At 44.4% G+C, this 24,691-nt stretch carries 22 protein-coding genes and 1 pseudogene; 12 read left to right on the forward strand and 11 right to left on the reverse strand.

The window, feature by feature from the left end; all coding sequences use genetic code 11:
* Window positions 1-17: 17 nt before the first annotated feature.
* Window positions 18-995, forward strand: coding sequence for a 2-hydroxyacid dehydrogenase (locus QFZ80_RS36290; RefSeq protein WP_307563440.1), 978 nt, complete (start codon window positions 18-20; stop codon window positions 993-995).
* 132 nt (window positions 996-1,127) lie between these two features.
* Here QFZ80_RS36290 and QFZ80_RS36295 read toward each other — a convergent pair whose 3' ends face one another.
* From QFZ80_RS36295 to QFZ80_RS39250, 4 genes and pseudogenes are all read right to left on the reverse strand, one after another.
* Window positions 1,128-2,078, reverse strand: coding sequence for an MBL fold metallo-hydrolase (locus QFZ80_RS36295; protein WP_307550399.1), 951 nt, complete (start codon window positions 2,076-2,078; stop codon window positions 1,128-1,130).
* A gap of 247 nt (window positions 2,079-2,325) precedes the next feature.
* A complete protein-coding gene (locus QFZ80_RS36300) occupies window positions 2,326-2,988 on the reverse strand; it encodes a response regulator (RefSeq protein WP_307563442.1) in 663 nt (220 codons plus the stop codon).
* Window positions 2,985-3,863 (reverse strand): sensor histidine kinase, encoded by an 879-nt coding sequence (locus QFZ80_RS36305; RefSeq protein WP_307550397.1) that lies wholly within the window; start codon window positions 3,861-3,863, stop codon window positions 2,985-2,987. Before QFZ80_RS36305 ends, QFZ80_RS36300 begins: the two co-directional genes overlap by 4 nt.
* A 412-nt stretch (window positions 3,864-4,275) precedes the next feature.
* A pseudogene (locus tag QFZ80_RS39250) lies at window positions 4,276-4,353 on the reverse strand (hypothetical protein); the annotation flags it as partial.
* Between the two features lie 246 nt (window positions 4,354-4,599).
* Here QFZ80_RS39250 and QFZ80_RS36310 point away from each other — a divergent pair.
* The 3 genes from QFZ80_RS36310 to QFZ80_RS36320 all read left to right on the forward strand — a co-directional run bounded on the left by QFZ80_RS36310 (window position 4,600) and on the right by QFZ80_RS36320 (window position 8,165).
* On the forward strand, window positions 4,600-5,445 hold the full coding sequence (locus tag QFZ80_RS36310) for a sugar phosphate isomerase/epimerase family protein (RefSeq protein WP_307563444.1): 846 nt from the start codon (window positions 4,600-4,602) through the stop codon (window positions 5,443-5,445).
* Window positions 5,446-5,559: 114 nt separating this feature from the next.
* A complete protein-coding gene (locus QFZ80_RS36315) occupies window positions 5,560-6,507 on the forward strand; it encodes an acetylxylan esterase (RefSeq protein ID WP_307563446.1) in 948 nt (315 codons plus the stop codon).
* 245 nt (window positions 6,508-6,752) lie between these two features.
* Entirely contained in the window at window positions 6,753-8,165 is a 1,413-nt protein-coding gene (locus QFZ80_RS36320; RefSeq protein WP_307563448.1) for an MFS transporter, read from the forward strand.
* A 47-nt stretch (window positions 8,166-8,212) separates the two neighbouring features.
* On the opposite strand, the gene QFZ80_RS36325 is transcribed toward QFZ80_RS36320, so the two are convergent.
* A complete protein-coding gene (locus tag QFZ80_RS36325) occupies window positions 8,213-9,445 on the reverse strand; it encodes an MFS transporter (RefSeq protein WP_307550391.1) in 1,233 nt (410 codons plus the stop codon).
* A 183-nt stretch (window positions 9,446-9,628) separates the two neighbouring features.
* On the opposite strand from QFZ80_RS36325, the gene QFZ80_RS36330 reads away from it, so the two are divergent.
* Window positions 9,629-11,296, forward strand: coding sequence for a ribonuclease J (locus tag QFZ80_RS36330; protein ID WP_307563450.1), 1,668 nt, complete (start codon window positions 9,629-9,631; stop codon window positions 11,294-11,296).
* 229 nt (window positions 11,297-11,525) lie between these two features.
* Here the strand turns inward: QFZ80_RS36330 and QFZ80_RS36335 are convergent, their stop codons facing one another.
* From QFZ80_RS36335 to QFZ80_RS36355, 5 genes are all read right to left on the reverse strand, one after another.
* The gene (locus QFZ80_RS36335) at window positions 11,526-11,969 is read right to left on the reverse strand and encodes a DoxX family protein (RefSeq protein ID WP_307563452.1); all 444 of its coding nucleotides are present in this window, start codon (window positions 11,967-11,969) and stop codon (window positions 11,526-11,528) included.
* Window positions 11,970-11,989: 20 nt separating this feature from the next.
* A complete protein-coding gene (locus tag QFZ80_RS36340; protein ID WP_307550383.1) occupies window positions 11,990-12,592 on the reverse strand; it encodes a TetR/AcrR family transcriptional regulator in 603 nt (200 codons plus the stop codon).
* Window positions 12,593-12,978: 386 nt separating this feature from the next.
* Complete coding sequence (locus tag QFZ80_RS36345) at window positions 12,979-13,971, reverse strand: zinc-binding dehydrogenase (RefSeq protein WP_307550381.1); 993 nt, start codon at window positions 13,969-13,971, stop codon at window positions 12,979-12,981.
* A 77-nt stretch (window positions 13,972-14,048) separates the two neighbouring features.
* The gene (locus tag QFZ80_RS36350; RefSeq protein WP_307563454.1) at window positions 14,049-14,879 is read right to left on the reverse strand and encodes a Ppx/GppA phosphatase family protein; all 831 of its coding nucleotides are present in this window, start codon (window positions 14,877-14,879) and stop codon (window positions 14,049-14,051) included.
* A 228-nt stretch (window positions 14,880-15,107) separates the two neighbouring features.
* Window positions 15,108-15,812 (reverse strand): response regulator transcription factor, encoded by a 705-nt coding sequence (locus tag QFZ80_RS36355; protein ID WP_307563455.1) that lies wholly within the window; start codon window positions 15,810-15,812, stop codon window positions 15,108-15,110.
* Window positions 15,813-16,082: 270 nt separating this feature from the next.
* On the opposite strand from QFZ80_RS36355, the gene QFZ80_RS36360 reads away from it, so the two are divergent.
* The 6 genes from QFZ80_RS36360 to QFZ80_RS36385 all read left to right on the forward strand — a co-directional run bounded on the left by QFZ80_RS36360 (window position 16,083) and on the right by QFZ80_RS36385 (window position 22,774).
* Entirely contained in the window at window positions 16,083-17,396 is a 1,314-nt protein-coding gene (locus QFZ80_RS36360) for a GGDEF/EAL domain-containing response regulator (protein WP_307563456.1), read from the forward strand.
* 4 nt (window positions 17,397-17,400) lie between these two features.
* Window positions 17,401-20,667 (forward strand): response regulator, encoded by a 3,267-nt coding sequence (locus QFZ80_RS36365; protein WP_307563457.1) that lies wholly within the window; start codon window positions 17,401-17,403, stop codon window positions 20,665-20,667.
* Between the two features lie 137 nt (window positions 20,668-20,804).
* Complete coding sequence (locus tag QFZ80_RS36370; protein ID WP_307563459.1) at window positions 20,805-21,140, forward strand: hypothetical protein; 336 nt, start codon at window positions 20,805-20,807, stop codon at window positions 21,138-21,140.
* Between the two features lie 20 nt (window positions 21,141-21,160).
* Entirely contained in the window at window positions 21,161-22,054 is an 894-nt protein-coding gene (locus tag QFZ80_RS36375) for a PhzF family phenazine biosynthesis protein (protein WP_307563460.1), read from the forward strand.
* Window positions 22,055-22,211: 157 nt separating this feature from the next.
* Window positions 22,212-22,475: a hypothetical protein gene (locus QFZ80_RS36380; RefSeq protein WP_307563462.1), complete on the forward strand. Its 264-nt coding sequence runs from the start codon at window positions 22,212-22,214 to the stop codon at window positions 22,473-22,475.
* A gap of 101 nt (window positions 22,476-22,576) precedes the next feature.
* Complete coding sequence (locus QFZ80_RS36385) at window positions 22,577-22,774, forward strand: hypothetical protein (protein ID WP_307550369.1); 198 nt, start codon at window positions 22,577-22,579, stop codon at window positions 22,772-22,774.
* Window positions 22,775-22,871: 97 nt separating this feature from the next.
* Here the strand turns inward: QFZ80_RS36385 and QFZ80_RS36390 are convergent, their stop codons facing one another.
* The gene (locus tag QFZ80_RS36390) at window positions 22,872-23,216 is read right to left on the reverse strand and encodes a winged helix-turn-helix transcriptional regulator (RefSeq protein WP_307550367.1); all 345 of its coding nucleotides are present in this window, start codon (window positions 23,214-23,216) and stop codon (window positions 22,872-22,874) included.
* A gap of 259 nt (window positions 23,217-23,475) precedes the next feature.
* Between QFZ80_RS36390 and QFZ80_RS36395 the strand changes: the two genes are divergently transcribed.
* Window positions 23,476-24,684, forward strand: a complete 1,209-nt coding sequence (locus QFZ80_RS36395; RefSeq protein ID WP_307563463.1) for a stalk domain-containing protein — start codon at window positions 23,476-23,478, stop codon at window positions 24,682-24,684.
* The last annotated feature ends 7 nt before the right edge of the window (window positions 24,685-24,691 follow it).

The raw sequence follows: 24,691 nt of genomic DNA on the forward strand, positions 1-24,691 counted from the left end.
GAAGGGGATAAACCTTTATGACGAAATTTAAGGTGGTATTAACCAAAGAAACATGGCCTGCTGCCATGGAAAGAATTGAACAGCATTGTGAGGTGAAGTGTTGGAAAGAAGCTGGACCGATTCCACGCACAGTATTACTCGAATGGTTAAAGGATGCGGAGGGTTTATTCAGCACAGGTGATGTAAAGGTAGATGAAGATTTGTTGGCTAATGCTCCTCAATTAAGAGTCGTTGCACAATCATCGGTAGGGTATGACAATATAGATATCGATGCCTGCACGAGGAGGGAAATTCCCTTTGGAAATACACCTGGTGTGCTTGTTGAAACAACGGCAGATTTAACCTTTACCTTATTGCTGAGCGCAGCTCGCCGAATTCATGAATGTTGGGATTTTGTTAAATCAGGCAATTGGGCAAGTAATAACAATATTCCATACGGTGTAGATTTGTTTGGGAAAACTCTCGGTATCGTAGGTATGGGGGATATCGGCTGCGCTGTAGCTAGGAGAGCTAAGGCGTGCGGGCTGAACATTATTTACTATAACCGTACAAGGCGTATGGATGATCATGTACTCGAAGCGAGATATGTTGACTTTAGGGACTTGCTGCAGGAGTCCGACTTTATCATTACCCTTGTTCCTTTATCGAATCAAAGCCGGGGCATGTTTGGAGCGGAGGAGTTTGCACAGATGAAGCCTTCAGCTTATTTTATCAATGCGGCACGCGGGTCTATTGTGAATACCGAGGCCCTCTACGAAGCATTGAAAAGTAAACAAATCGCATACGCCGCATTAGATGTAACCGATCCAGAACCGCTTGCGGGAGACCATCCATTACTCAGCCTTCCGAATATCTTAATAACCCCGCATGTAGGTAGTGCAACTTACGAAACGAGAAATCGCATGGCACATTTAGCTGTGGATAATTTATTGGCAGGTCTTGGTAGACTAGCGCTTCCAGCTTGTGTGAATCCAACCGTTAATTATCCGAAGTAAGTCCTTTAAATTTAGTTCTATTGGCTTCGCCCTTAATAAAAGGGCGAAGCTGTTTTGCATTGTTTCCCATGCATAACTAAGGAGAAAGTATGGATAACTGCCATGGCTAAGAGCAAGGCAGCTTTATTCTTGTCAGTCCACCAGTGTTTCCCCATGTTTCAGCAAGTTAAGACGGCTTGAGTCGAGCTCCCTTCTCCGCCAATCGGCCAACAACCGGTCAAGTGCTTCCTGCGGCGTATCATCGGCTAGGCGGAAAGCGCCATAATGCATCGGGATGAACGTCTTGGCCCCCACATCGAGGAACGCCTGAACCGCCTCCTCTGGCGTAACGTGCTGCATACCCATAAACCATTCCGGCTCGTAAGCACCGATCGGCATAAGCGCGTAACGGATACCCGGAAACCTCGCTCCGATGTCGCGGAAGCCTTGGAAATATCCGCTGTCTCCGGCAAAATAAATCGCATCGTTGTTCCCCGCGCCTTCCACTAATAACTCTGCTGATCGGTTGATCACCCAGCCTCCCCAAAGCGACTTGTTCGTATCCGTCAGCGTACGCCGAGTCCAATGCTGCGCTGGAACGAAATGAAACTCCAGCGGCCCGACCGTTGTCTTCCCCCACCAAGGCAGCTCGTGGACCTTATTCAGTCCAAGCCGCCGCATCATCCTGCCAAGTCCTTCAGGCACTAGTGCGACAGGTGAGCCTTTCAACTTGCGCAATGATCCGACGTGCAGGTGATCGTAATGCGAATGAGAGAGCAAGACGATATCAACCGGCGGTATTTCATCGAGTGTAAGCCCTGGCGCCTCTAATCTGCGGGCAAAGCCCATCCGGTTCGCCCATACCGGATCCGTAACAATCGTCAAGCCCGCCACCTGCAACAGGAAAGTTGAATGTCCAATCCAGGTGATCGTTGTTACGCTGCGGTTATTCCAAAGCAGTTCTTGCTGCTTATGCTCCGCTTCACCGATGCGTAAGCTGAGATCCTTGACTTTCCCTTTCCGTTCTTGCTGCCATCGGCGAATTTCCTTCCATGTTTTCACCTTTGCGGTTGGATCCGCATTGCTATAACGTTTTTGTGCCATAAATTGCTATCCCCCTCACAAAACCACCATAAGTCCTTTAAAATATATCTCCATATATATAAAGATGTAGATTCTTATCGGCTTTGTCAATGTTTAGCAGAATGATGGTTTCATTGTTAACATCGGTTGATGAGTGAATATATAGAACGCTTGAAGCATGGAGAAAATATCGGTCCTTACAGGCAGAACGTTTGATCGCTAAAGCATGATTAATCTCATGCTCTATGCCAAAAGTCATGCCTTGTAATTATATTTGATGCCGAACTGAGAATATGGCTGCTTGTGTTCGGTCGCGCAATCCTAGCTTAGCTATGACATTCGAAACGTGATTTTTCACTGTACCTTCCGTGATAACAAGCAAGCCTGCAATTTCTTTATTATTTAATCCTTGGCCCAATAAAGCTAGTACCTCTTTCTCTCGTTCGGTCAGAAGCCTGAGCTGGGCAGGCTCATTTATGTGTAAAGGATGGGCGGTATCCGGGTTCCAATCTGACATTTTTTTAAACTCGTTAAGAAGCGTTGCCGTTATATCGGGTTGAAGTACGGTCCCGCCATTGTAAACCGTTTGAATCGCACTTACAATCGCCTCAGAGGGCATATCCTTCAATAAATAGCCATGGACACCTTTTTCCAAAACTTTTAAAATTAACTCCGCGTCATCGAAGGTGGTCAGAATCAGTACCTTCGTCTCTGGTAAAGCCCTGAGAATCAATTCCGTTCCTTCCACGCCATCCATGCCAGGCATCCGGATATCCATCAACACAACATCCGGTCGCCATTCGAGCGCCTTGGTATAGGCGTCTCTACCATCCACTGCTGTTCCAACGACTTCCATGCCTGATTCTAACCCGATGATGGTCGCAAGTCCCTCTCTCATGAGCCTCTGATCGTCTACTATGAGGATTTTCACTTATTTACACGCTCCATTTCCGTTAACGAATAAGGGAATTGCACTTCAACAGCAAAACCCTCTTGCGGGTCCATGCTAAAATGTACCTCTCCGTTCCACTCCTTGACTCTTTCTTGCAAATTGATTAAACCAAACCCCGGCTTCAGTTGGGCAGGAACCTCCCCGTCATTACGTATGCACAGAGAAAAATCGGTCTCCGAATAAGCTAACAAGATTTTCGCATTTTTCGCATGGCCGTGTTTATGAGCATTCGTCAGAGACTCCTGTACAATACGATAAGCAGTTAATTGGAGATCACCTGGCAGTGGGACGGGTATCCCATGTACTTCAAAAGTGGTTTGAACCTCAGCAAATTTAGTAAACTCCTCAGTTAGCTTCTCAAGGCTATCATTTAAGGAAGTGGACATAACAGGTTCATCCCGAATAGCCCTTACGGAAAGCCGTACCTCTTGCAAAGACGATCTAATTAGATCTTCACATGCCAGATAAGTTTGCTCACTGCGTAAAGGATCCAACCTGCTTAGCTTGCGAGCCGCTTGCATTTGAACCAATAATGCCGTCAGTTTATGACCTACCGTATCATGAATTTCTCGTGCAATTCGCACTCTTTCCCTAGTTGCTGCCCACTCCTCCGTTTTGAGAGCATAGTCCTGAAGTCGTTCATGAGATTGCATCAATTGTGCATACAACTGCATCGTATCCCGACGTGCGCGTTGATAAAAATTGATTAGAGCGCTCACAATACCTGCGAAAACAATAAATGAACAAGTAATAAAGTAGCCAATTTCATTGAATCGTTTATATAAATACCATTCAATGCTTCCCATCGTAATAATATATATGACCAGCAGCAGCAAGCATGTAATGATTAACATTCGGGTGTTCTTTAAAAACATTAAAATCGCTAAGGCTGTAATTCCTATAAATAGATGATTCGGGAAATCTCCGCCTATATATACATAACCATAAGAAGCGGATACCAAGAAATCTAAGATGAGGACGTGAAATAGCCAATTGTATTTTTTTTGCATCTTTAGATAAAATAAATGAACTAAAAGAAAAACCACCAATGAAAAGACAACAAAACTTAGGCCCCAAAAAATCGTAATTGAATTTTTATAATAAAAAACACCGGTTAAAGCTAAATCAAAAGCAAGCTTTATACCAAAAAACAACCTCCATGAAAGGGGGTTCTTTCTTATTTTATCCGTCTCTTGGAGCATTCTCTTTACTCCCCTCATCTTTTGGTTCCATTCGAAGCTTCGAGCGATTCTGTTGCTCTTCTAATTAAGTTTGATGCCTACGATAGTCACCTGGCGTTACGCCAGCGTGCTTCTTGAACGTTCTATTGAAATGACTAATATGATTATAGCCGTTCGAACTTCGATTTTAAAAGGAAACTGCTCGTCGAGTAACCCTTTGTAGACATAAATCGGATAATCAGACAAATATGACCTCTACTAAATTCGTACGTAACTCATTAGCTAAAGATAATGGTACACAGATTCGGGGAATTGTGCAAAAGAAACGTGGAAAAGGGAAAGTTTCCCTGTAATAATAGAAGAAAATTAAGTTACCCACTAGATCTGGGAGGAAATGGGGAAAAGCAGTATGAAGCAACTGGCATTTAGCACGCTCCCCTGCGATGGCTGGTCTTGTGCTGAAATGATTATGTTTGCCAAGGAATGCGGTTTTAGCGGAGTGGAGCTAAGGGAAGGATCCAACTGGGGCATATCCGCCGAGATGGCGCAGGATGAGCGGAAAGAGGCGCTTCGGAAATTCGAGGAAGCGGGCATTCGAATCACCAATATTGGTTCAGGTGTATGTTTCACAGGCAAAAGAGGGGATGCCGAGCAATTCGATAATTTTAAAAAGGTCGTTTCGCTCGCTCGTGATTTGAAGGCCGGTGGAGTACGGATTTTCCTTGGCTACTTCAATAAACGCAGAGACAATCCGGTTCCTGCTATTCCTTATCCCGAAATGATAACCCAGATTAAGGAGGCTTGCGATTATGCGGCCACTTACGGTGTGCAGGTATGGATTGAGACGCATAATGAATTTGCCACCGGCCGCTCGCTTCGCAAGCTGCTGGATGATGTGGACAGACCGAACTGCGCGGTTATCTATGATATTATCCATCCGTTGGAAGAAGGAGAGCCGCCGGAAGAGACAATTGCGTTACTCGGCTCGCAATGCGTTCATGTACATGTAAAAGACGGCGTCCCTTTTGAAGATCTGCTGGAGTCGAACTGGATGTACACCAAGGTCGGCGAAGGGCAGGTGCCGATTGTTTCAATTGTAGACGAGCTTGAACAATCGGGCTACACCGGCTATTACTCTCTGGAGTGGGAAACCAAATGGCGCAGGGAACTGCAAATTCCCGGTATGGAGCCAGCAACAATTTTTCCTGCTTATGTTAAATTTATGCGTGAATTATTTCAAAGCCTAATGAAATGAGGATTTTGCTCGGCAGAGTTACGTTGGATCAGTACCGCAGGTTGAACCCGTGGTAGAGGTGTCTCGCAGAAAATTGTATAATTAAATAGTCAAATCTAAACGAGGAGTGTAGAGATGAACGCCATAGAAACGCGGATTCATACGTTGAAACAGTATGTGCCGGAATTAACGGCACCAACTGATCTTGCCGATTTTTGGGATCGTGTCTCCCGGGAAGCAGCAGAATCCGTGAGATATACGAGTGAGCCAGTCGTCTCCCCATTCTTACAGGCCAAAGTTTACAAAGTCGTATTGGAGGGTGCAGCTAATACGCAGGTCCACGCTTGGTATTTGCTACCTTCCGTCCAGCTGCGTCATCCACTTCCCTGTATCGTAACCTTTCACGGTTATTCCGGTTCCAAAGGTCAACCGGAGGATCACGCTGCTTGGCTGCTTATGGGGTATGCCGTGCTCGCTATCGATGTTCGGGGGCAAGGAGGGGAGACAGGCAACGGGCTGCCGCAAAAATACGGCATGACCAAAGGGTGGATTACACAAGGGATTCTCGATCCTGAGGGCTCCTATTATCGGGCATTAGCTATCGATGGCATGCGTGCTGTACGGTGTGCGATGGCAATGCTGGAGATAGACCCCGAGAGGGTGTTTGTTTTTGGCGGCAGCCAAGGTGGCGGTTTGGCACTTCTTGTATCCGCCTTGGAGCCTAACCTAAGGGCTGTAATCGCACATGTACCTAACATGTGCCACATGGATCTGGGGATACTTCAATCGGTCAGTTCACTCACCGAAGCTGCGGAATTCGTAACTCGCTTCCCGAACCGCCTTGACGAGGTGCTGCGGACGCTTAGCTATTTCGACATCATGAATATGGCGCATCGAATCACGCTGCCCGTGCATGTGACGGTCGGACTGAAAGACACGACCTGCTTACCCGAGGCGATCTTTGCCGCATATAATCGGATCGTGTCTGTGGACAAATCGATCGAGGTTCACCCGTTCATGGGGCATGCGATGCCCCCGGGATTTCACGCAGCGGGACATGCCTTTTTCTCGCAGTGGCTTTAGGGTATGGTTTCCCGGTTTATAATGTGTTCTTTTTTCATAGATAACACTTTCCTACTACGACTATTCTTTGCCTATCATAGGTATAAGGTAGTTGTTTTTGTCGTTGGAGGCTGTGATTTTTGTTATAGCTTATCTATTAGAAGTTAATTGACACGCGAATGTCGCCATGCTAAACTGTAACGAAATTGATTATAGATAATTCACTTCGGCCTATAGTTAAGTAACCTTCAGATAGATCATCTTGAGTGGGGAGGATTATTCGTATGTCAACCGATTTACCGCAAGCAGAGAAACCATTAGAACCAGAGGTGCCCGGTATTATGCGAGAACGGACGGTCTCCTGGTTACTTTGCACGACCATTATTCTTGTCGTAATGAACACGATGATGTTCAATTTGGCATTGCCCAAAATTGCTGTGCAATTCGCTCTCAGCCCCTCGACCGCGTCATGGATCGTGACGGGCTACTCCATCGTATTTGCCATCTCATCGATTACTTTCAGCCGATTGTCCGATTTCGTGCCAATTCGAAGACTCTTCACGGTTGCGCTGCTCTCATTGGGCGGGGCATCCGTGATTGGCATGTTCAGCGACGGATTTGGGCTGCTGCTTATCACGAGGCTTATTCAGGCTGCAGGCGCTGGTGCCATTCCTTCGCTCGCGATCGTGCTAGTCACACGTTACATTCCGGTTTCCCGCAGGGGCATGGCCATGTCATTCATTTTGTCAGCCGCCTCACTTGGCCTAGGGCTTGGTCCTGTCGTCGGCGGATCAATCGTTCAATATCTGGGATGGCATTTCCTATTTGTGATCACCGGCCTAACACTGCTGCTGATCCCGGTTTTCCTGCTAATACTTCCCCGGGAAAAGGCGGCGCGCGGTTCGTTCGATTTCATTGGCGCCGTCCTGATCGGGATGGGGACGACGGGTTTGCTGCTCTTCCTCACATCCAAAAGCACGGCTGCACTCGTTGTGGGCATGATTGCCCTAGCATTGTTCGCGGTGCGCATCCGCAAAGCGACGAATCCATTCGTCCTGCCCGCTCTATTCGGCGACAGACTATATTTAGCCCTTGGTGCTATCGGCATTAGCGCCTACATGATCAGCTTCTCCTTCTTGTTCCTCGCCCCGCAAATGCTGGCCAAAGTCTTCGGTTTAACTCCGGCCGCATCGGGTCTTGTGCTCTTTCCAGGTGCGCTCCTTGCCATGCTGGTATCCAACCGGGTTGGCCGCCTCATCGACCGATACGGTAACGGTGCGCTCCTCCGCTATACGCCTTGGCTGCTGCTGGTTTCGACCGTTTTGCTCGCACTGACTGCCGTCCATTCCTTTTATGGGCTTGCCGCTGTCTATATACTGACAAGCATCAGCATCACTTCTATCTCCAGTGCGGTGTCAAACGAGCTATCACGGCAGTTGACGAAGGAGCGGCTCGGCTCTGGTATGGGCTTATTCCAGCTGCTGCAATTTTTCAGCGGGGCTTTCGCCGTAGCCATCTCGGGGAGTGCACTTGTCTGGCAGAAGTCACTGCCAACTGAGCGCGCGTTCGACAATCTTATCTGGGGCATGGTAGGAATCGCCATACTGACCATCGTCTTCGCCTTTATTTATCGCGGCTACGCCAGAAAGCGAACGAATGCCGCCCCTGCTCGAGCTTAATAAATACAAAGAGGATCCCATGCGGATCCTCTTTGTATTTATTACACCTAAGCTAAAGATTCCTTCTGTGGCAGCTTCTCGTCCTTCTTAGGCTTGATCGCGAATAAGGCGATTACGCTGGCCAAGGCACATATACCTGAAATGGTATAGAACATCGTGGCCGGCGATATTTTCAAAAGGATGGAAGCAAGAGGAGGTCCAATGGCAACCCCGATGAAGCGGGTAGAACTATAAATCGAGGTGATTATACCGCGCTGCTCCTTCTTGATCCCTCTTGTAATCATGACATCCAGACATGGCAACGCTGCGCCAATTCCAATCCCAGCCAAGCCAATCAAAGTAATGAGCCAATAAATCGACGCCACCATACCGCAAAGAAAAATACTTCCGGATAGTAAAATCAACCCCACGAAAATAATCCATTTCATGAGCCTCTCGTCCTTGCCAATTCCTTTACCCGTACCAAAAGAAGAGATACATAAGGCTGCAAGAGGAATCGCAAGAATACATCCTTTTATGACACCAAAAACGTTGAATTTTTCTTCTAATAAGTCTGATAAATAATATAAAGTTCCGAATATGACAAGCATACAGATACATCCGATAGCGAATATCGCATACAGCCAGCGGCCATTGTTTTTGAAAATGTTTCTGATATTGGAAAGGTAGCTTGCAAAAGACACCTTATCCGCTTGTTCCGATTTCTTTTGTGGGGATTTCACCAAAAAGAGCACGAGCAGCATCGAAATCAGACACAGTATGGGAATGAACATAAAGGGCAGGAACCAGATGACCATCGCAAGAGCGGATCCTAGAATGGGGCTGACCACTTTCCCGAATGTATTCGCTGTCTCTACAATGCCAAGACCGCTGCTGACATCACTTTCTTCTTTGAAGATATCACCAACTAATGGAATGACGATGGGAAAAGCTCCCGCCGCACCTATGCCTTGAATGAAGCGGCCAACTAAGATGATTGCATACGATTGATCCAACCACCACGCTGCTAATCCCGCAATCAAACCACCAATACCTGTGATAATTAAGCTGGGTATAATGACGATTTTTCGACCAAAGCGGTCGGATAAATAGCCGGCAACCGGTATTAAGATAATGGCCACAGCCGAGTAAACCGTAATGAGTAAACTTACTTGTAGAGAAGTGATGCCTAGTTTACTCCGAATGGCCGGTAACACAGGAATTAACATGGAATTTCCCAGAGTCATGATAAGTGGTATGGATGCTATAGAGAAAAGCTGCTTTTTATTCTCGATACTCATAGCTTAGTGCACCTTACACCTCTCAATCCATCATTTCATGTACATTAAATTAACCCAACACACGGAGCCCTATCCGCACTAAGCTTCGAATTCAGAAATTGGATATCTAGAGCAAATTGGAGTATAGGTTAACCCTTATGTGGAAAAATTAAAGCGTATATGTAAAAATGGGGGGGCTTTCAGGTGCATAAGACAGAAAATCAGTTATCTGTTTTCTCATTAGGTGGAATTAATGAAATTGGTAAAAATATGTATGTGGTGCAATATGGAGATGATATCATTGTCATTGATTGTGGCTCAAAGTTTCCGGATGAAAGCTTACTCGGCATTGACTTGATCGTGCCGGATATTACCTACTTGCTCGAAAATAGTGACAAAGTCCGCGCACTGATTATTACGCATGGGCATGAAGATCATATCGGGGGCATTCCGTATATACGAAGACAATTGAACATGCCGATTTATGCAACTCGGCTAACGCTCGGGCTAATTGAAAGTAAGCTGAGAGAGGCTGGACTGCTTGCAGATACGAAATTTATTGAAATTGACTCCGATTCGAGCATCGAGCTAGGGCAATTCACAACTACCTTTTTCAAAACAAATCATAGTATCCCTGATTGCTTGGGAGTCGTCTTTCATACACCTGAAGGAACGGTCGTACATACGGGAGATTTCAAATTTGATTTAACCCCAGTCAATAATCAGTATCCCGATATTCATAAGATGGCGGAGATTGGGAAGAATGGGATTCTACTTCTTTTATCGGAAAGCACGAATGCCGAGCGTCCTGGCTACACACCTTCAGAAAGTCTTGTAGGCAAACATATCGAAGATGCCTTTCATAAAGCGAAGCAAAAAGTGTTCATAGCCACCTTTGCCTCTAATGTTCATAGACTTCAGCAAGTCATTGATGCTGCTCAGGCAACGAACCGTAAATTAGCCTTACTTGGCCGCAGTATGGTCAACGTTGTGAGAATTGCTTCCGAGCTTGGCTACCTAACAGTTCCTGAAGGGATGCTGGTGGAAGCGGGAGAAGTCAATCGTATGGTTCCAGATCAAATAGCGATCTTATGTACCGGTAGTCAAGGAGAACCGATGGCTGCATTATCGCGATTATCCCGTTCCAATTATCGTCAGGTTGAAATCATGCGTGGAGACACCGTTATTTTATCCTCGTCCCCGATTCCGGGAAATGAACGCAATGTGTCGCGGACTGTTGATAATTTATTTAGTCTAGGGGCTGAAGTCATTTATGGTTCGAGCTCATCTACAGGTATGCACGTATCCGGACACGGGAGCCAAGAAGAACTGAAGTTAATGCTCACGCTGATGAAGCCGAAGTACTTTATTCCGATTCATGGCGAGTTTAGAATGCTGCATCAGCACCGTATTTTGGCTGAAGGCGTCGGCGTGGAACCGGCTAACATCTACATTTTAAATAATGGGGATGTCGTGGATATCAAGAACGAGGTGGCAACTCAGAGCCGCAAAGTGTACGCGGGGAATACCCTTGTCGATGGATTAGGGGATGTTGGCAACATTGTTCTGCGTGACCGTAAACAACTGGCCGAGGATGGTATCTTGATCGTGGTCCTGCTGCTTAGTAAAAGTGACGGTAAAATTTTGTCCGGACCGGATATTATCTCCCGCGGGTTTGTCTATGTGCGAGAATCGGAAGACCTGATGGATCAAGCGAATATTCTTGCAACAGAAACGATAAACAGACTTCAAAAAGAAAACGTGAATCAATGGAATGTGCTTAAAACGAATGTAAAAGAAGTACTAGGAAGACTCTTTTATGAAAAGACGGGCAGAAGACCCGTTATTCTCACCATACTCACGGAAATCTAGCATAAACAAGCAACTTTAGCACACACAAACAGATCTAGTACAAACAAGCGGATCCCTTCGGTTTGAAGGCGACTCCGCTTTTTGCTTTTTTAACGATCACTTGCGATGGATGAGAAGATATCTTGGGTGAGGAATCTCATAAGGATGTTTTTCATCCTTATGGCGGGTTTGCTCGGCTGTGGACGCGAGATAGCGGTCCGACCTTACTCTTAAGAAAATGGATTTTAGGTTAGCTAGCACTGCCCGCCAAGAGGACCGCGGCTAGAAACACTAGCTGCAGCAGCGTTCGAGCGAGCAGTTTAGGAGTAGGTCTTCCGCCGATTGTTAATCGCTCCAGGGCTGCCTTCACATTGGCTGGGAACATGGCTATTAGCAGTATCGCCAAGCAGATGGAAGCCACGCGGGAGGTAGCGGGGAGAAGAATGCCGACGGCTCCGGCAATTTCCAGCCAACCAGTGGCAGTAACCAGCAAACTTGGGCTCGGGAATGTGGGCGGAACCATCCGGATCAGGTCTTGTCGTTTTTTACCCCAGTGGGCGGAAGCGGTAACCAGCAGCATGATGGCTACCGCTATTTGAAGCGGAGTTTGCCAACCGTCTAAATAAGACCAGCCGAACAGACCTAGAACCCTAAATAGCGTAAACGAAACAACAAGCACATAAAAAGGTATCATGGATAACCCTCCGTTAAAGTCTATTGGCTTGAATTGGTTTGTAACATATCTCTCATAAACAACGAATAATCTTGGGTATTAAAAGAAGTCCCAGCTAGTGGAATTGAAGAGCGCAAGCGTAAACCGAGTGAGATCAGAACGAATATCTCCGCTGTCTTATCCGTATCCACTGATTCCGGAATGACCCCATGATCTTGGCCAGTCTGTATCCATTGTTTGGATACAGACACAGACCGTTCATAATACTGCTTGAGCACATCCGCTACGAGAGGCTGATCCTCTTTTCCAAGTAGATACATCAGCACTTTGTTCGTGATGTCCTGACCGTCTTCCAAAGCTGAAAGACTTTCTGTAATCTTCTGCATAGGATTATCGAATGTTGAGCGGCCTTGATCTACTTCGTTCATGAAACGTTTGTTGGTCTCTTCAAGTCGTTCTTGCAATACCCAAGCAAAGATTTCGTCTTTACTCTTCACGTAATGGAAGATAGCCCCCTTTGACAATCCTGATTTCTCCATGATGTCTTTCATTGTGATCGAGTGACACCCTTTTTCCCGTATCAGTTCTTTGGTTGAATCCAGCAGCAGCTTCGTTGTTTGCTGCCTGCGTTCCTCTTGCTTCAAAGTAATCCCTCCGTGTACGTTTGTAACCTAATACGTCGATTATTTATATTTCTATGTATGCATTATACATACCGACCATTGGTTTGTAAATGGGTTAAAATTATTATTGGACGACAGAGGCTGTCGATTCATTGATTATTCCTCCTCATAAAGGGTAGGCATACCCATTTCTTGCGAAATGGCCTGATTAGGGGCTAATTGTTGTACATTATGCAACATCGAAGGGAGAGAGGCGGGATTTAAGCAGCAATTGTTGCATTTTCTACAACAGCATTCAACCGTGAATAAAGATTCATTCACCCATGAATAAATCGACGGTCTCCAACATACAAACAAGCGCATACCGCCTAAATGGCGCATGCGCTTGTTTGTTATCAATTTCTGTTCTAGACAGGCAGAAGAAGTACTTTGCCTGAGGTCATATTCGCCATATACTGCTGGATGGCATCTACGGTTTGACTCATTGGGAAGTTTTGGCTAATCTCGGTTTGGATCTGTGATCCGATTGATTTTTTCATCGAGCCCTGCAGGGCGAGAAGTTCAAAGATCGATTGTGTTTTCACCCAATCGGATGCCCAGAAACCGGCGATACGTTTCCGGCGAAAAACAAGATCATCGGCGTTGATCGTTGTCGTTTTTCCTCCCAGAAGGCCGTATTGGAAAAGGGTCGCGCCATTAGGAAGCGCCGATAGCACGAGGCCCGTCAAGTCGCCTCCTACGGCATCAAAACACACGGTAGCTCCAAGCTCATGGGACTTCATCTTTAAGTCCTTCTCGAAGGTAGCTGAGCTGCTATTGACGATATGCTGTCCGCCTAATTCTCTCAGCAGCAGTTCTTGTTCTTCCTTGCGAACAATACTAATCACAGGAATGCCATGCTCTTTGCCGAGCTGTACTAGAATTCTGCCAAGTGCGCTAGCACCGGCTGTTTGAACGATCGCTTTGGATTTATGCTGCTTGGCTATCTTCACCATAGCCATGGCACTCGCTGGGTTGACGAAGAAGACAGCACCTTGCTCATCAGATACATGATCTGGGAGCACCATGCAGGTCATAGCACTAGCCTTGGTATAGGGTGCCCAGGAGCCGAAAACTTCGGATACGAAGGCGACACGCTTCCCTTTTAACATGCGTGCGACAAGGCTGCTGCCTGTCGCGATGACGGTTCCGCATCCTTCCATGCCGCCAACCGAAGGCAGTTCTCGTTGTATGCCGTAATGACCATGCAGAAATAATAAGTCGGCGGGATTAATGGAGGCAGCATGTACTTTAATCAGCACCTCGCCGCTATTTATTTCCGGAATGGCAGTCTCACTAAATTCAATACCTGAAATCCCTCCATACTCCTTGATCATAACGGCATTCATTATCTTCGTCATGCGAGTAGACCCACCCCATCTATTTGCGTATAATGTTCTCTACTGATTATATATGACTGCTGCAAAAGTGGGAATATTTATAACTGTCTGATAAATCCATGAGCGATATTGACATCCGACGGCATGAATTTGGTAGCGCCTGATTTGATTAAACCAGCAAGAACGACACAATTAGAGGCAATAGCCCCACGCATCCATTTGGGATCGAAGGGAGAGTTGGCTTCTAAGGTTTGGATGTCCTGCGCTGCCAATTGTCTGGTTAGTTGGGTGAAATCATTTCTATGGCAATACAGATCATCCTCAAGCTCGATCTGGAAATGGCTCAAATACGTTTTCTCGCCGCCCGTATACGCAAACTGCTCCAAGGAAGCCGGTAAACGGCAGGAGAGCCATTTGATACAAGTGGCAATCTGTCTTTGATCTGGAGGTCCAAGCAAGTTGAATTGTTGGTTAAGATCTGAGATGCCGAATGGAATCAGATAAGGAGCTTCACATTCACTTGTAATAATTTGGATGCTGCCTCCCCCGGTATTGATCACATCAAGATCACTGGGGATATCCGATTCGGCTATAGCTTTCTTCAGCAAATCAGCCTCCTCTTTCTGGCTAATGGTTCTGTAAGCAATCCTCAAATTCCTACAAACTTCCTGCATATGTTCGGACAATTGAGGTGATCTTCGCATCGCTTCTGTACCAATAGCTTCGATGTTTCCTTGACCAAGGCCTTCGATAAAGGAGTCCTGCGTAGAAAGCAAAGACTTTAAAGTACCTTCGATAGACGGCAGATCCACCCCGCTCTCCAGAAGCTCCCATGTTAGAACATCCACTTGCTCAATATGATCGTTTGATTTCTTGAACACTTTGGCACTATGACTTCCCAAATCCAAAATTAATTTGTTACTTTGCATAAGATCTCACCCGTTTGTTCCATAGTTTGGTTATCCCCTAGCATGGCTTCAGAAGTCCAATACTAAAGGATCAACGATTTCTATGTCAACCAATTTTTGCTAAAAATTAGTAAAAGTTTGTATAAAGATCTAGTTTCAACAAATTGCCTTGTTTTACGACAAAGAAAGCATCATTGCCGGATGTTTATCAAAAAAGATGACCCAATCCTCGAAAGGATTGGGTCATCTTCACATGACAAATTTATAGCCTACGCCCCACACAGTTTTTATGTATTTCGGTTCTTTGGGATTAACTTCAATTTTTCTGCGCAAATTCGTAATATGGACATCAATAGCACGGTCGTTGATGTAGGAATCGAAACCACGCAGTGTATTTATGAGATCTTCTCTGCGGTAAACGCGTTCGGGGTGCTCGTACAGCAGCCGGATAAGCTCAAATTCGGAGAACGTCATTTCGATGGACTCGCCCCGGACGTAGAGCGTTCTTTTTTCCAAATTAATGTTTAAATCCATGGCAGGTACGGTAACTTTATGTTCTACATGAAGTCTTGGAGTCTCGGGAGGGTGTCCCAGTTTGAAACGACGTAAAAGGGCTTGTATTCTGGCTTTCATCTCATGCATGCTGAACGGTTTGCATAAGTAATCGTCAGCACCTACTGTGAATGCTTCAATCTTTTCGCTCACTCTGGAGTCGGATGAAATGATAATAATGGGCACAGGAGTTATGTTCCGAAGTGATGTACACAGCTCAGTTCCTTCAAAGTCAGGAAGATTGAGGTCGAGCAGAATGAGATCCGGTTCGAACTCACGCAATGCTGCAAGGCCTTCCTGACCATTGTGGGACCTTAGGACTAGGAAGTCTTCCTCTTTCAGATACATACAGATCATTTCTCCGATAATATCATCATCCTCAATTAGTAGAACTCTGTCCATTAGAAACTCCCCCAAACTAAGCTAAATTTTCCGATGCAAAATTGTGAAATGAACAGAGGGAATGCATGCGCTAACACTTTACTCATTAATTCTATTATACGGTGTCGAAATTTAAGAGTAAACCGCTATCATTGACATTTTAAGAGAAATTGTTAGTAAAATATTAGCGAAATTAGAAGGGGGAATTCGTACCATTTATGTAAGTAACCTAATATGTGGAAAGTATAATAGAGATAATGCGTAGTTATTGCTTGTAAGGGTGGTGGGGAAATGGGTCTTTTGGACGGGTATGGTGTTCTAATTGTAAGTGAATCAAGTGAATTAAGATCAGAAGTGGGGTCCTTAATCGAGAAGGATACACAGTTCGTAATGACAGGTATGGCGAAGCAAGGAAATACCGTACTTAGCTGCATTTTGGCTAGTAAACCGGATTTGGTCATTATTGATTTAGATATGGTTAACTCAGATGGACTACTTGCGCTTCATCTTATTATGAATCATAGTCCTATTCCTGTCATCGTACTTAGTACGCATACACCCGAAGGTTCTATGAAGACGATTCAAGCGATGCGGCTAGGTGCGGCAGATTATTTTCATAAAGAAATGTTATCCCAGGAATTTAAAAATAAGATTATGACCTCCTATTTTCTAGAACGATGCAAAATGGCCATTCAAAACGGGATTCAAGGCGTCTATGACACTCATTTTTATTCAAAAGGAATGGTAGAAACCGTTATTTCCGCCTCCCTGCCACATAGACAAGATCAGTTCCAAAGGCGCATGGACATCGAGTTTCACCTGCGAAGAGCGATTGACAATCAGGAATTTCATCTCGTTTATCAACCAGTCGTTGATGTATATTCGAATCGAATTGTAGGACTAGAGAGCCTGATTCGTTGGAATAACGCTACTTTGGGTCATGTACCTCCTTCTGATTTTATCCCTATAGCGGAAGAAAGCGGTCTTATTCATGAAATTGGGGAATGGGTACTGAAGGAAGCCTGCATGCAGAACAAGCGGTGGCAGGAGGCTGGCCTTTCCAAAGTGTTCGTGGCAGTTAATCTGTCCAGACGACAGTTTAATGATAGCCGACTTAGCCGGATGATTCAGACTATTTTGGAGGAAACAGGCTTACAGCCCAAGTACTTGGAGCTCGAAATTACCGAAAGCATGAGCATGGAAGTTGAGCTGGCCGCAGACGCACTTCGTCAGCTGAAGAAGCTGGGTGTTCGTGTCGCGATGGATGATTTTGGAACCGGATACAGCTCGCTCGGGTATCTCAGAGATTTTCCCATTGATAAAATGAAAATTGACCAATCCTTTATTAAGGGCTTGAAACATAAACAAGTGAATGCGGTTATCGTAAACACAATGGTTACGATGGCTAGAAATTTGAATCTTATGGTTGTTGCGGAAGGTGTAGAGACAGAGGAGGAGCTTCAAGTACTTCGGGAGTGCGGCTGCAGGCTGGTCCAAGGCTATTATTTCAGCCAACCGGTCATGGCGAAACGTATCGAGGAAATGCTGCATCTAGAAACAAACAAACAGGATAGCATGATTATCCTACATTCTAAGTCGATATAGGCTGGTGATTATTCTGTTTCACGCTTTGATTACCAATTTTGCTATTATAACGATTTTTGTATTATTCGTGGAACAGTTTTTCATTACGGCGAAACTAGATCAGAAGCCTACATGGCTCTATAAGATTTCCGTAGGACTTTCTCATGGCGTGTTGGTTGTTGTCCTCATACACTTTGGTGTCAACGTTGATGATCACGTTAGTATTAATTTTCGAGGAGTAGCCTTGCTGCTTGCTACTTATCTAGGAGGATTCACCTCCTTAAGTATTACATTTGCATGCTTATGGGTAGGGCGCTTCTTCCTTGAAGGTCACATTGATATTCCGCAGCTAATATTTGGAACAGTAGCCGTCACTGGGGTAAGTCTTATATTTGCTAGAACACGTTCGTATTGGCTTAAATGGGTTTATGGAGGAGTCATTTTCTATCCGTCCTATTATGCGATGACGTGGCTTGTTTATCGAACGCCGCTTGATATCATTATCAGCTATATTGGCGTTCAGATGCTCTGTGTGTTTCTTGTTTCTTGTTTTCTGCGATATTTAGTCCGGGCTCGTGAATATAAGCAGCAGGTTTATCAAGTGGAGCAGGAACTTATCGATATGCTGCGGTTTCAAGCAGGGTTTACGTTTAAAATCCATAAACATCTGGATCAATACGTTTACATCTTATTTGAAGGACAGCTGGTCTATCAACTTGGTCTGAGGCCTAGTCAATTCATCGGCAAAGAATTGGACGAAATCCATGGATTAAGTGAAGAGTTTAAACAATTAACTAAGCATTATTATGATATAGCTTGGCAGGGGGAGCGAGTCACGTTTGAATACGACTGGGGTGGTTATACAATACTTGTTAACCTACAGCCGATATATAAATATGGTTCCGTCAATGAAGTGATTGGATCTGCCGTGGATGTGACCGAGCACCGTGCAGCGCAAATCAAAGCGAGAGTCAGAGATGAGCAGTATCGGACGTTGGTGGAAAATTCGGAGGATTTTATTTTCAGATTTCGACTGGACGGAAGCATATCCTCTACGAACTACAAAATGCATCAGACCTTTCAGCTAGAGCCAGAGCAAGTAAAGGGACAGCAATTAACGGACCTGGTCCAGATGGATGATCCCGAGAAGTGGGAGCGGACATTCGTACAAACGATTGAGAGAGGGAAAACGCAACAATTTGCGATCAATTTCCTGCTTCCGGATGGCAATCAGCATGCGTATAACGTCACTTTGTCCCCTTTATTCAATGAGGATAAAACAGAAATCACCGGCGTCACCGGCACGGTCCATGATATAACCGACTTAAAGAAGCGGGAAGAAGCAGATGAGTCCAACAGGGCGAAGAGTAAGTTTCTAGCTAGGATGAGTCATGAAATACGCACGCCCCTGAACGGTATTATTGGACTTTCTTTACTTTTACAACGAACCGAATTGACGGCGATTCAGAAGGATTATTTGGACAAAATTGATTGTTCCTCGAATGTCCTGCTTGCAACGATTAACGATATTCTTGATTTTTCGAAAATAGAGGCAGGGAAAATGACCTTAGAGGGGGTGGATTTCTCACTAGAACTATCGCTCCAAAAGGTGGCCGATCTGGTCAGCGTATCTATAGGCAAGAAGCGAATCGAGATCATGCTGGATACTCCAGCAGATTTACCAGATATCGTTAGCGGGGATTCATTTCGATTAGAACAAGTGCTCATAAATTTATCTAATAATGCAATTAAATTTACCAAGCAAGGCTATATCCGATTGAAAGTACGGCTCGAGAAATATGTGGACGAAGGAGTCGTTGTTTCTTTTGCGATGGAAGACTCTGGAATTGGTATTTCTAAGGAGCAGCTATCGCAGCTATTCTTACCATTCTCGCAAGCGGATACATCTATAAGCCGCAGGTATGGAGGTACCGGATTAGGACTTGTCATTTGTCAGCATTTGGTGCAGTCTATGGGGGGCGTCTTGCAGGTGGATACAGTACTTGGGGAAGGCAGCCGCTTTTATTTTAGCCTGATGTTTGGTACAAAGGGCAATGTAGGGAAAGCGGCAAATCGGCTTCACAAGCACGTTGGGCTGCCGCAGGGGAATAACCGTGCGCTCTTAGCTGAAGATCATCTCGTTGTTGCGCAGCATATATCTGAGCTCCTAGGTTCCTTTCAGTTTCATGTGGATACGGTTACAACCTCATTCGATCTGTTTGCCTCATTTGAACATGATAGCGCGAACAAGTTGGCAAATGACTATATATTCTTGGATATGCAAATGGATCAAATGCAGCATCCCGCCACTTGGCGCCATGTCTTAGCTTCGATAGATCGCTCACAGACGAGAGTGATTGCGTTTACAACACTTGAAGGCAGAGAGGAAATGTCCGAATTGCCGTCAGAGCTGAAAGCGGATGCAGTTATTGTTAAGCCCGTCAGCAGGCTGACATTGCAGAACTGTTTACACGCTTTGAATCAACGTAGACTGGAGGCATTTCAAGCCTCTGAAAACAATTTCATGGATGTAAATAAATCGACTTCCATGTCCAAAGGCAGTATTTTAGTTGCTGAGGATAATGAAATTAATCAATTGGTGATTATTGGCCTGCTTGAACAATTAGGTTACCAAGCGGTTATTGCGCAGAATGGCTATGAAGTCCTCGAACTTGTTGATCAGCAGGAATGGAAACTGATTCTAATGGATATTCATATGCCTCAGATGGATGGTTATGAGGCAACACAGAGGCTGAGGAAGATCAAGCTGATGAATAGGATCCCGATTATTGCCCTCACGGCAGATGTCATGATGCAGGAACGGTCGGAAGTTCTTAAACTTGGGCTGAATGACATCTTGATTAAACCAGTAGATGAAAAGCAGCTTTCCGATATGCTTGAGAAATGGTTTAATCCGAGTTGGTTATTTGAAATCGAGGGTGTAGACACCACACAAATAATGAGAAACATCGATCATAAAATACATATTTTTCAATATATGATGGAGAAATTCAAGCAGGATTACCGTAACTTCTCAGAGCAATTTTACCTACTTATCACCAATCAGGAGAATACGACTGCACGCAGGATGGTTCATACGCTTAAAGGTATTGCTGCCAATTTCTACGCGGAGCCGTTGTTAACGGCGGTTCTGGCTTTGGAAAAAGAGATGGTAAACGAAATAAATTTGGCTGTCTGTCATGAGGGGATTATACGTATTCAGAATGAGATTGATCGGATACTTGGCGTGAAGCAAGATGTCCTGCAAGCAAATTACTGGAGTGTTAGATGACTGGTTGTAAAGTTGGAAGCTGCCGCGGCGGCTTCTTTCTTTTTTTGAGGAAGAGAAAATTGAATGATAATCTGGAAGAGAAAGTAAATGAAACTTTTTCCTATTTCTGACGTTTTAGAAGATGTGGTACCTTAGTTATGGAGGGGATAGTTATTCGAAACAATATCGCATTAGCTGTGCTAATTCAATTTATCGCGTGGGTAATACTTGTTGTTTCATTGACTTTAGAGCCGTTTAGTTGGTTTTTACTGCCAAATGTAAATAACACTCCAGCATTTATCACCGTTACAATATGGTTCATACAATCTTTAATCGTTGCTCATCTCATTGGTTATTTCGTCAATAAATTATTGAATAGATATAAAATATCGGATATAGATTGGAAATTATCTGTACATCTTACTGTTTCTATTCTTCATATCGTTGTCATCAGTGTTCTGATCATTGTCTTTGCGGGATTTGAAGATTTATAGTGAAAAGGCAGGAGTCCTATATGAGAACAATAAAAGTTTATCATTACGATGCATTCAGTCATATTCCTAATATGGGTAACCCTGCGGGCGTCGTATTGGATGGCGAAACGCTTTCTGACGTTGACATGCAAAAAATAGCAGAGAAAGTTGGTTTTAATGAAACGGCTTTCCCGCTTAAGTCCGAAATAGCTGATCTCAAGATTCGCTTTTTTACACCTGGTCATGAAATGAACCTCTGTGGCCATGCTACAATGGCAACCCTTTATGCCTTGAAAACTAAAGGGTTGCTTGGGGATCAAACCGATCTGACGATTGAAACAAAAGCAGGCGTGTTATCGATTAGACTTGACTCGCATCTGTATAAAGGGATTTACATAACGATGCAGCAAGCTCCTCCACAATTCCAAGAGTTTAATGGCTCATTAGAACAATTGGCATCTGTTATGGGGATTCAAGAAGAAGATATTGAAACCAATCTTCCAACATTGTATGGAAGCACAGGCATATGGACGTTGTTAGTTCCGATAAAAAACCTTAGTGCTTTCAAAGCAATGAAACCGAATAATAAGTACTTTCCAGAGGTATTAAAAGAAATGCCAAAGGCGTCTGTTCATCCTTTCTGCTTAGAAACATACGATGTATATTCGCACATGCATGCTCGTCATTTTTCATCTCCATTTTCCGGTACGATGGAGGATCCGGTTACTGGAACTGCTTCTGGAGTAATGGGTGCTTATTATGCCAAATATATAAACAAGGAAGCAGACTCTCCACTAAACCTTTTGATTGAGCAAGGTCATGAAATGGGCAGGGATGGCAGAATTCACGTAACAGTAACAACTAGCAACGGTCAGAATGAAATAGCGATTACGGGTACTGCTGTTCTTGTTAAAGATTTCGAGGTTTTCATATAAGCTTATATAGCCTATTTTTTTATTCTTTAACTTGGGGGAGTCCGGTGAAGAAACGTTGGTTGTTCATCCTTGGCCTACTAGTAGTAGTAACTGGCCTATTTATATACAGGACATACAGCAACCAGATTCTATCTATATATAAATCCGGCGCTAACGATTGGAACAAATAACAGAAATTCAAAGGATCGGAAATGAAAAGACGTTTCAGTCGTTAGAAAGATCTTTTCGTCATCAAAAACGTGCAGATCCGAAAGAAAATGCGCTGGTGGAAGCTCCATTTTATAAAATTGAGGAAAAGAAACGAGTTGGCCAAGACTCCATTGAATTATGGGTTTCAGAGCGGAAAGTTGGCATTCAGCAGAATGGTAAATACCGAAAAATCGAGGGGAAGTATAGCGGAAGCAATTCAATCTATAATTGAAACTATTAGATAAGTTGACTATCTATGGTTTCGAATGAAATCTTCTACTTTGAGTAATAATATCGTGAAGTATATTTTGCGATAATAAAGGAGGGATTTCTTTGGATCAAAATGAATTGCACAAGAAGCTTGAACGCCCTAGCTGGGCAAAAACCTCGAATCCGGAAGAGAATATGGATAACGTTATCTCGAATAATGTGGAAGATGAGGAAGCTCCGTCTAACTATCAAGCGATGGGTGAAAGCTACAGCGATACGACGAACTTTGAAGTTAATAAAGAGCCTGGCCGATTAAATTAAAATGAAAAAAGAGCCATGTTGAGAGTTTTCAACATGGCTTTCTTATTGTTAATTAATGTAGATTCGCTCGTTACCTCTCTCTGCAATCTGTCCTTGTTTAAACGGACTCTTTATTTCTTGTATGCTCCATATAATCGACTCCCCAGTCTCCTAACAGCTGCAGGACAGGAATCAGTCTTTGACCGATTGGTGTAAGTGAATATTCGACTTTCGGTGGAACTTGGCGGTAAACCTCGCGATGGACTAATCCGTCGCTTTCGAGATCCCTGAGGGTATTTGTAAGCATCGACTGGGTTACTTCCGGTATCGCTTTATGAATCTCACTGAATCGTCTTGCCGTATCATGCAGCAACCACAGAATAATCACCTTCCATTTCCCTCCGATTAAACTTTGTGCAGTAAACATGGGACATTTTAAAAACTCTTCTCCGTACTTCTTCATTTATATTCCTCCAATACTATGGTTTTTGATAGTATCTATTAAAAATAACAGTACTTGTGATTCTTGTAGGTATCTATTATTCTACTATTGTAGCAAATGCAAAACAACAGTTCATTTTTTAAACTCGTTCCATTCACATGAAAGGGCTCTCGCTTTTAATCTTATTGAAGGGAGCACGTGGTACGAATTAATCTCGGCTTTTTGGCGACATGTTGTAACCAATTGAGTTACATCAAAATTACAAGGAGGATTTTTTACTATGAAAAAACGAATTGCTTCTTGCGTGGTAACCGGACTTTTTCTTATTTCGTCTTCGATGCCGGCTTTTGCTTCTGATGCAAAGGCAGATATCAAAATCATGATTGACGGGCAGCAGGAAACCTATACGGATGCCCCAATGATGCAAAATAATCAAGTGTTGCTGCCGTTAAGAGCGGTTGTAACGAAACTGGGATTTCAAGATGACAATGAACATATTGTTTGGAATGCGGCTGAAAAAAGTGTCACTCTTCATAAAGACAATACCAAAATTTATTTCCGTTTGGGCAGTCAAGAAGCGAATGTCGGCGATAATCTGATAAGCTTGCCGGCAGCATCAGTTTTATCTGAAAATGGAAAAACATACGTTCCTGCCGATTTTTTTAAACAAATCTTAGGTAAACAAGTAACGTGGGACGCGTCCTCCAAATCTGTGTCTATCACAACAAGCAAGAAAGAAAAAGCAACCCTGGTTTTGAAAAGTTTCGAAACCGGAGATCCGGCAGCTATGGAGAAATGGATCAGCCCGGATACATACATTCAGCATAATCTTGCTTTTCCAAGCGGCAGAGAGACTGTGATCGGGGCCATCAAGCAATTGAAAGGAGCCGGTGTGACGTATGATATCAAAAGGGTGATCGAAGACGGAGATTATGTAGCCGCTCATGCCGAGGTTAACCTATTCGGTTCCAAAAAAGCGGTATTCGACATCTTCAGATTTGAAAATGGAAAGATCGTCGAGCATTGGGACAATCTCCAGGATTTAGCCGCGCCCAATCCAAGCGGGCACTCGTTGGTAGACGGTGCGACCGAGGTTGCCGATCTGGATAAGACGGAGGCGAACAAAGCACTTATCAATCAGTTTTATAAGGATGTCTTTATGGGCGAAAATCCAGCGGCATTTCCGACCTACTACAACGGCGATAATTATACCCAGCATAATCCTATGATTGGCGATGGCGTGTCGACCGTGATGAAGGCTTTCGAGGAATTTGCCAAGCAGGGAGTCATTTCTGGTACTTCTACTATGCACAAGCTCATCGGTGAGGGCAACTTTGTTTTGGTCATTAGCGAATCGAATTTCGGCGGAAAGCCATCTGCCGTCTATGACCTTTTTCGGGTGGACAATGGTAAGATTGCAGAGCATTGGGATATTATTGAAGTCATTCCGCCGAAAGATCAATGGAAAAATGAAAACGGGAAGTTTTAAATTTTAA

Source organism: Paenibacillus sp. V4I7, assembly GCF_030817275.1.
In the GTDB taxonomy this organism is placed as follows: Bacteria; Bacillota; Bacilli; order Paenibacillales; family NBRC-103111; genus Paenibacillus_E.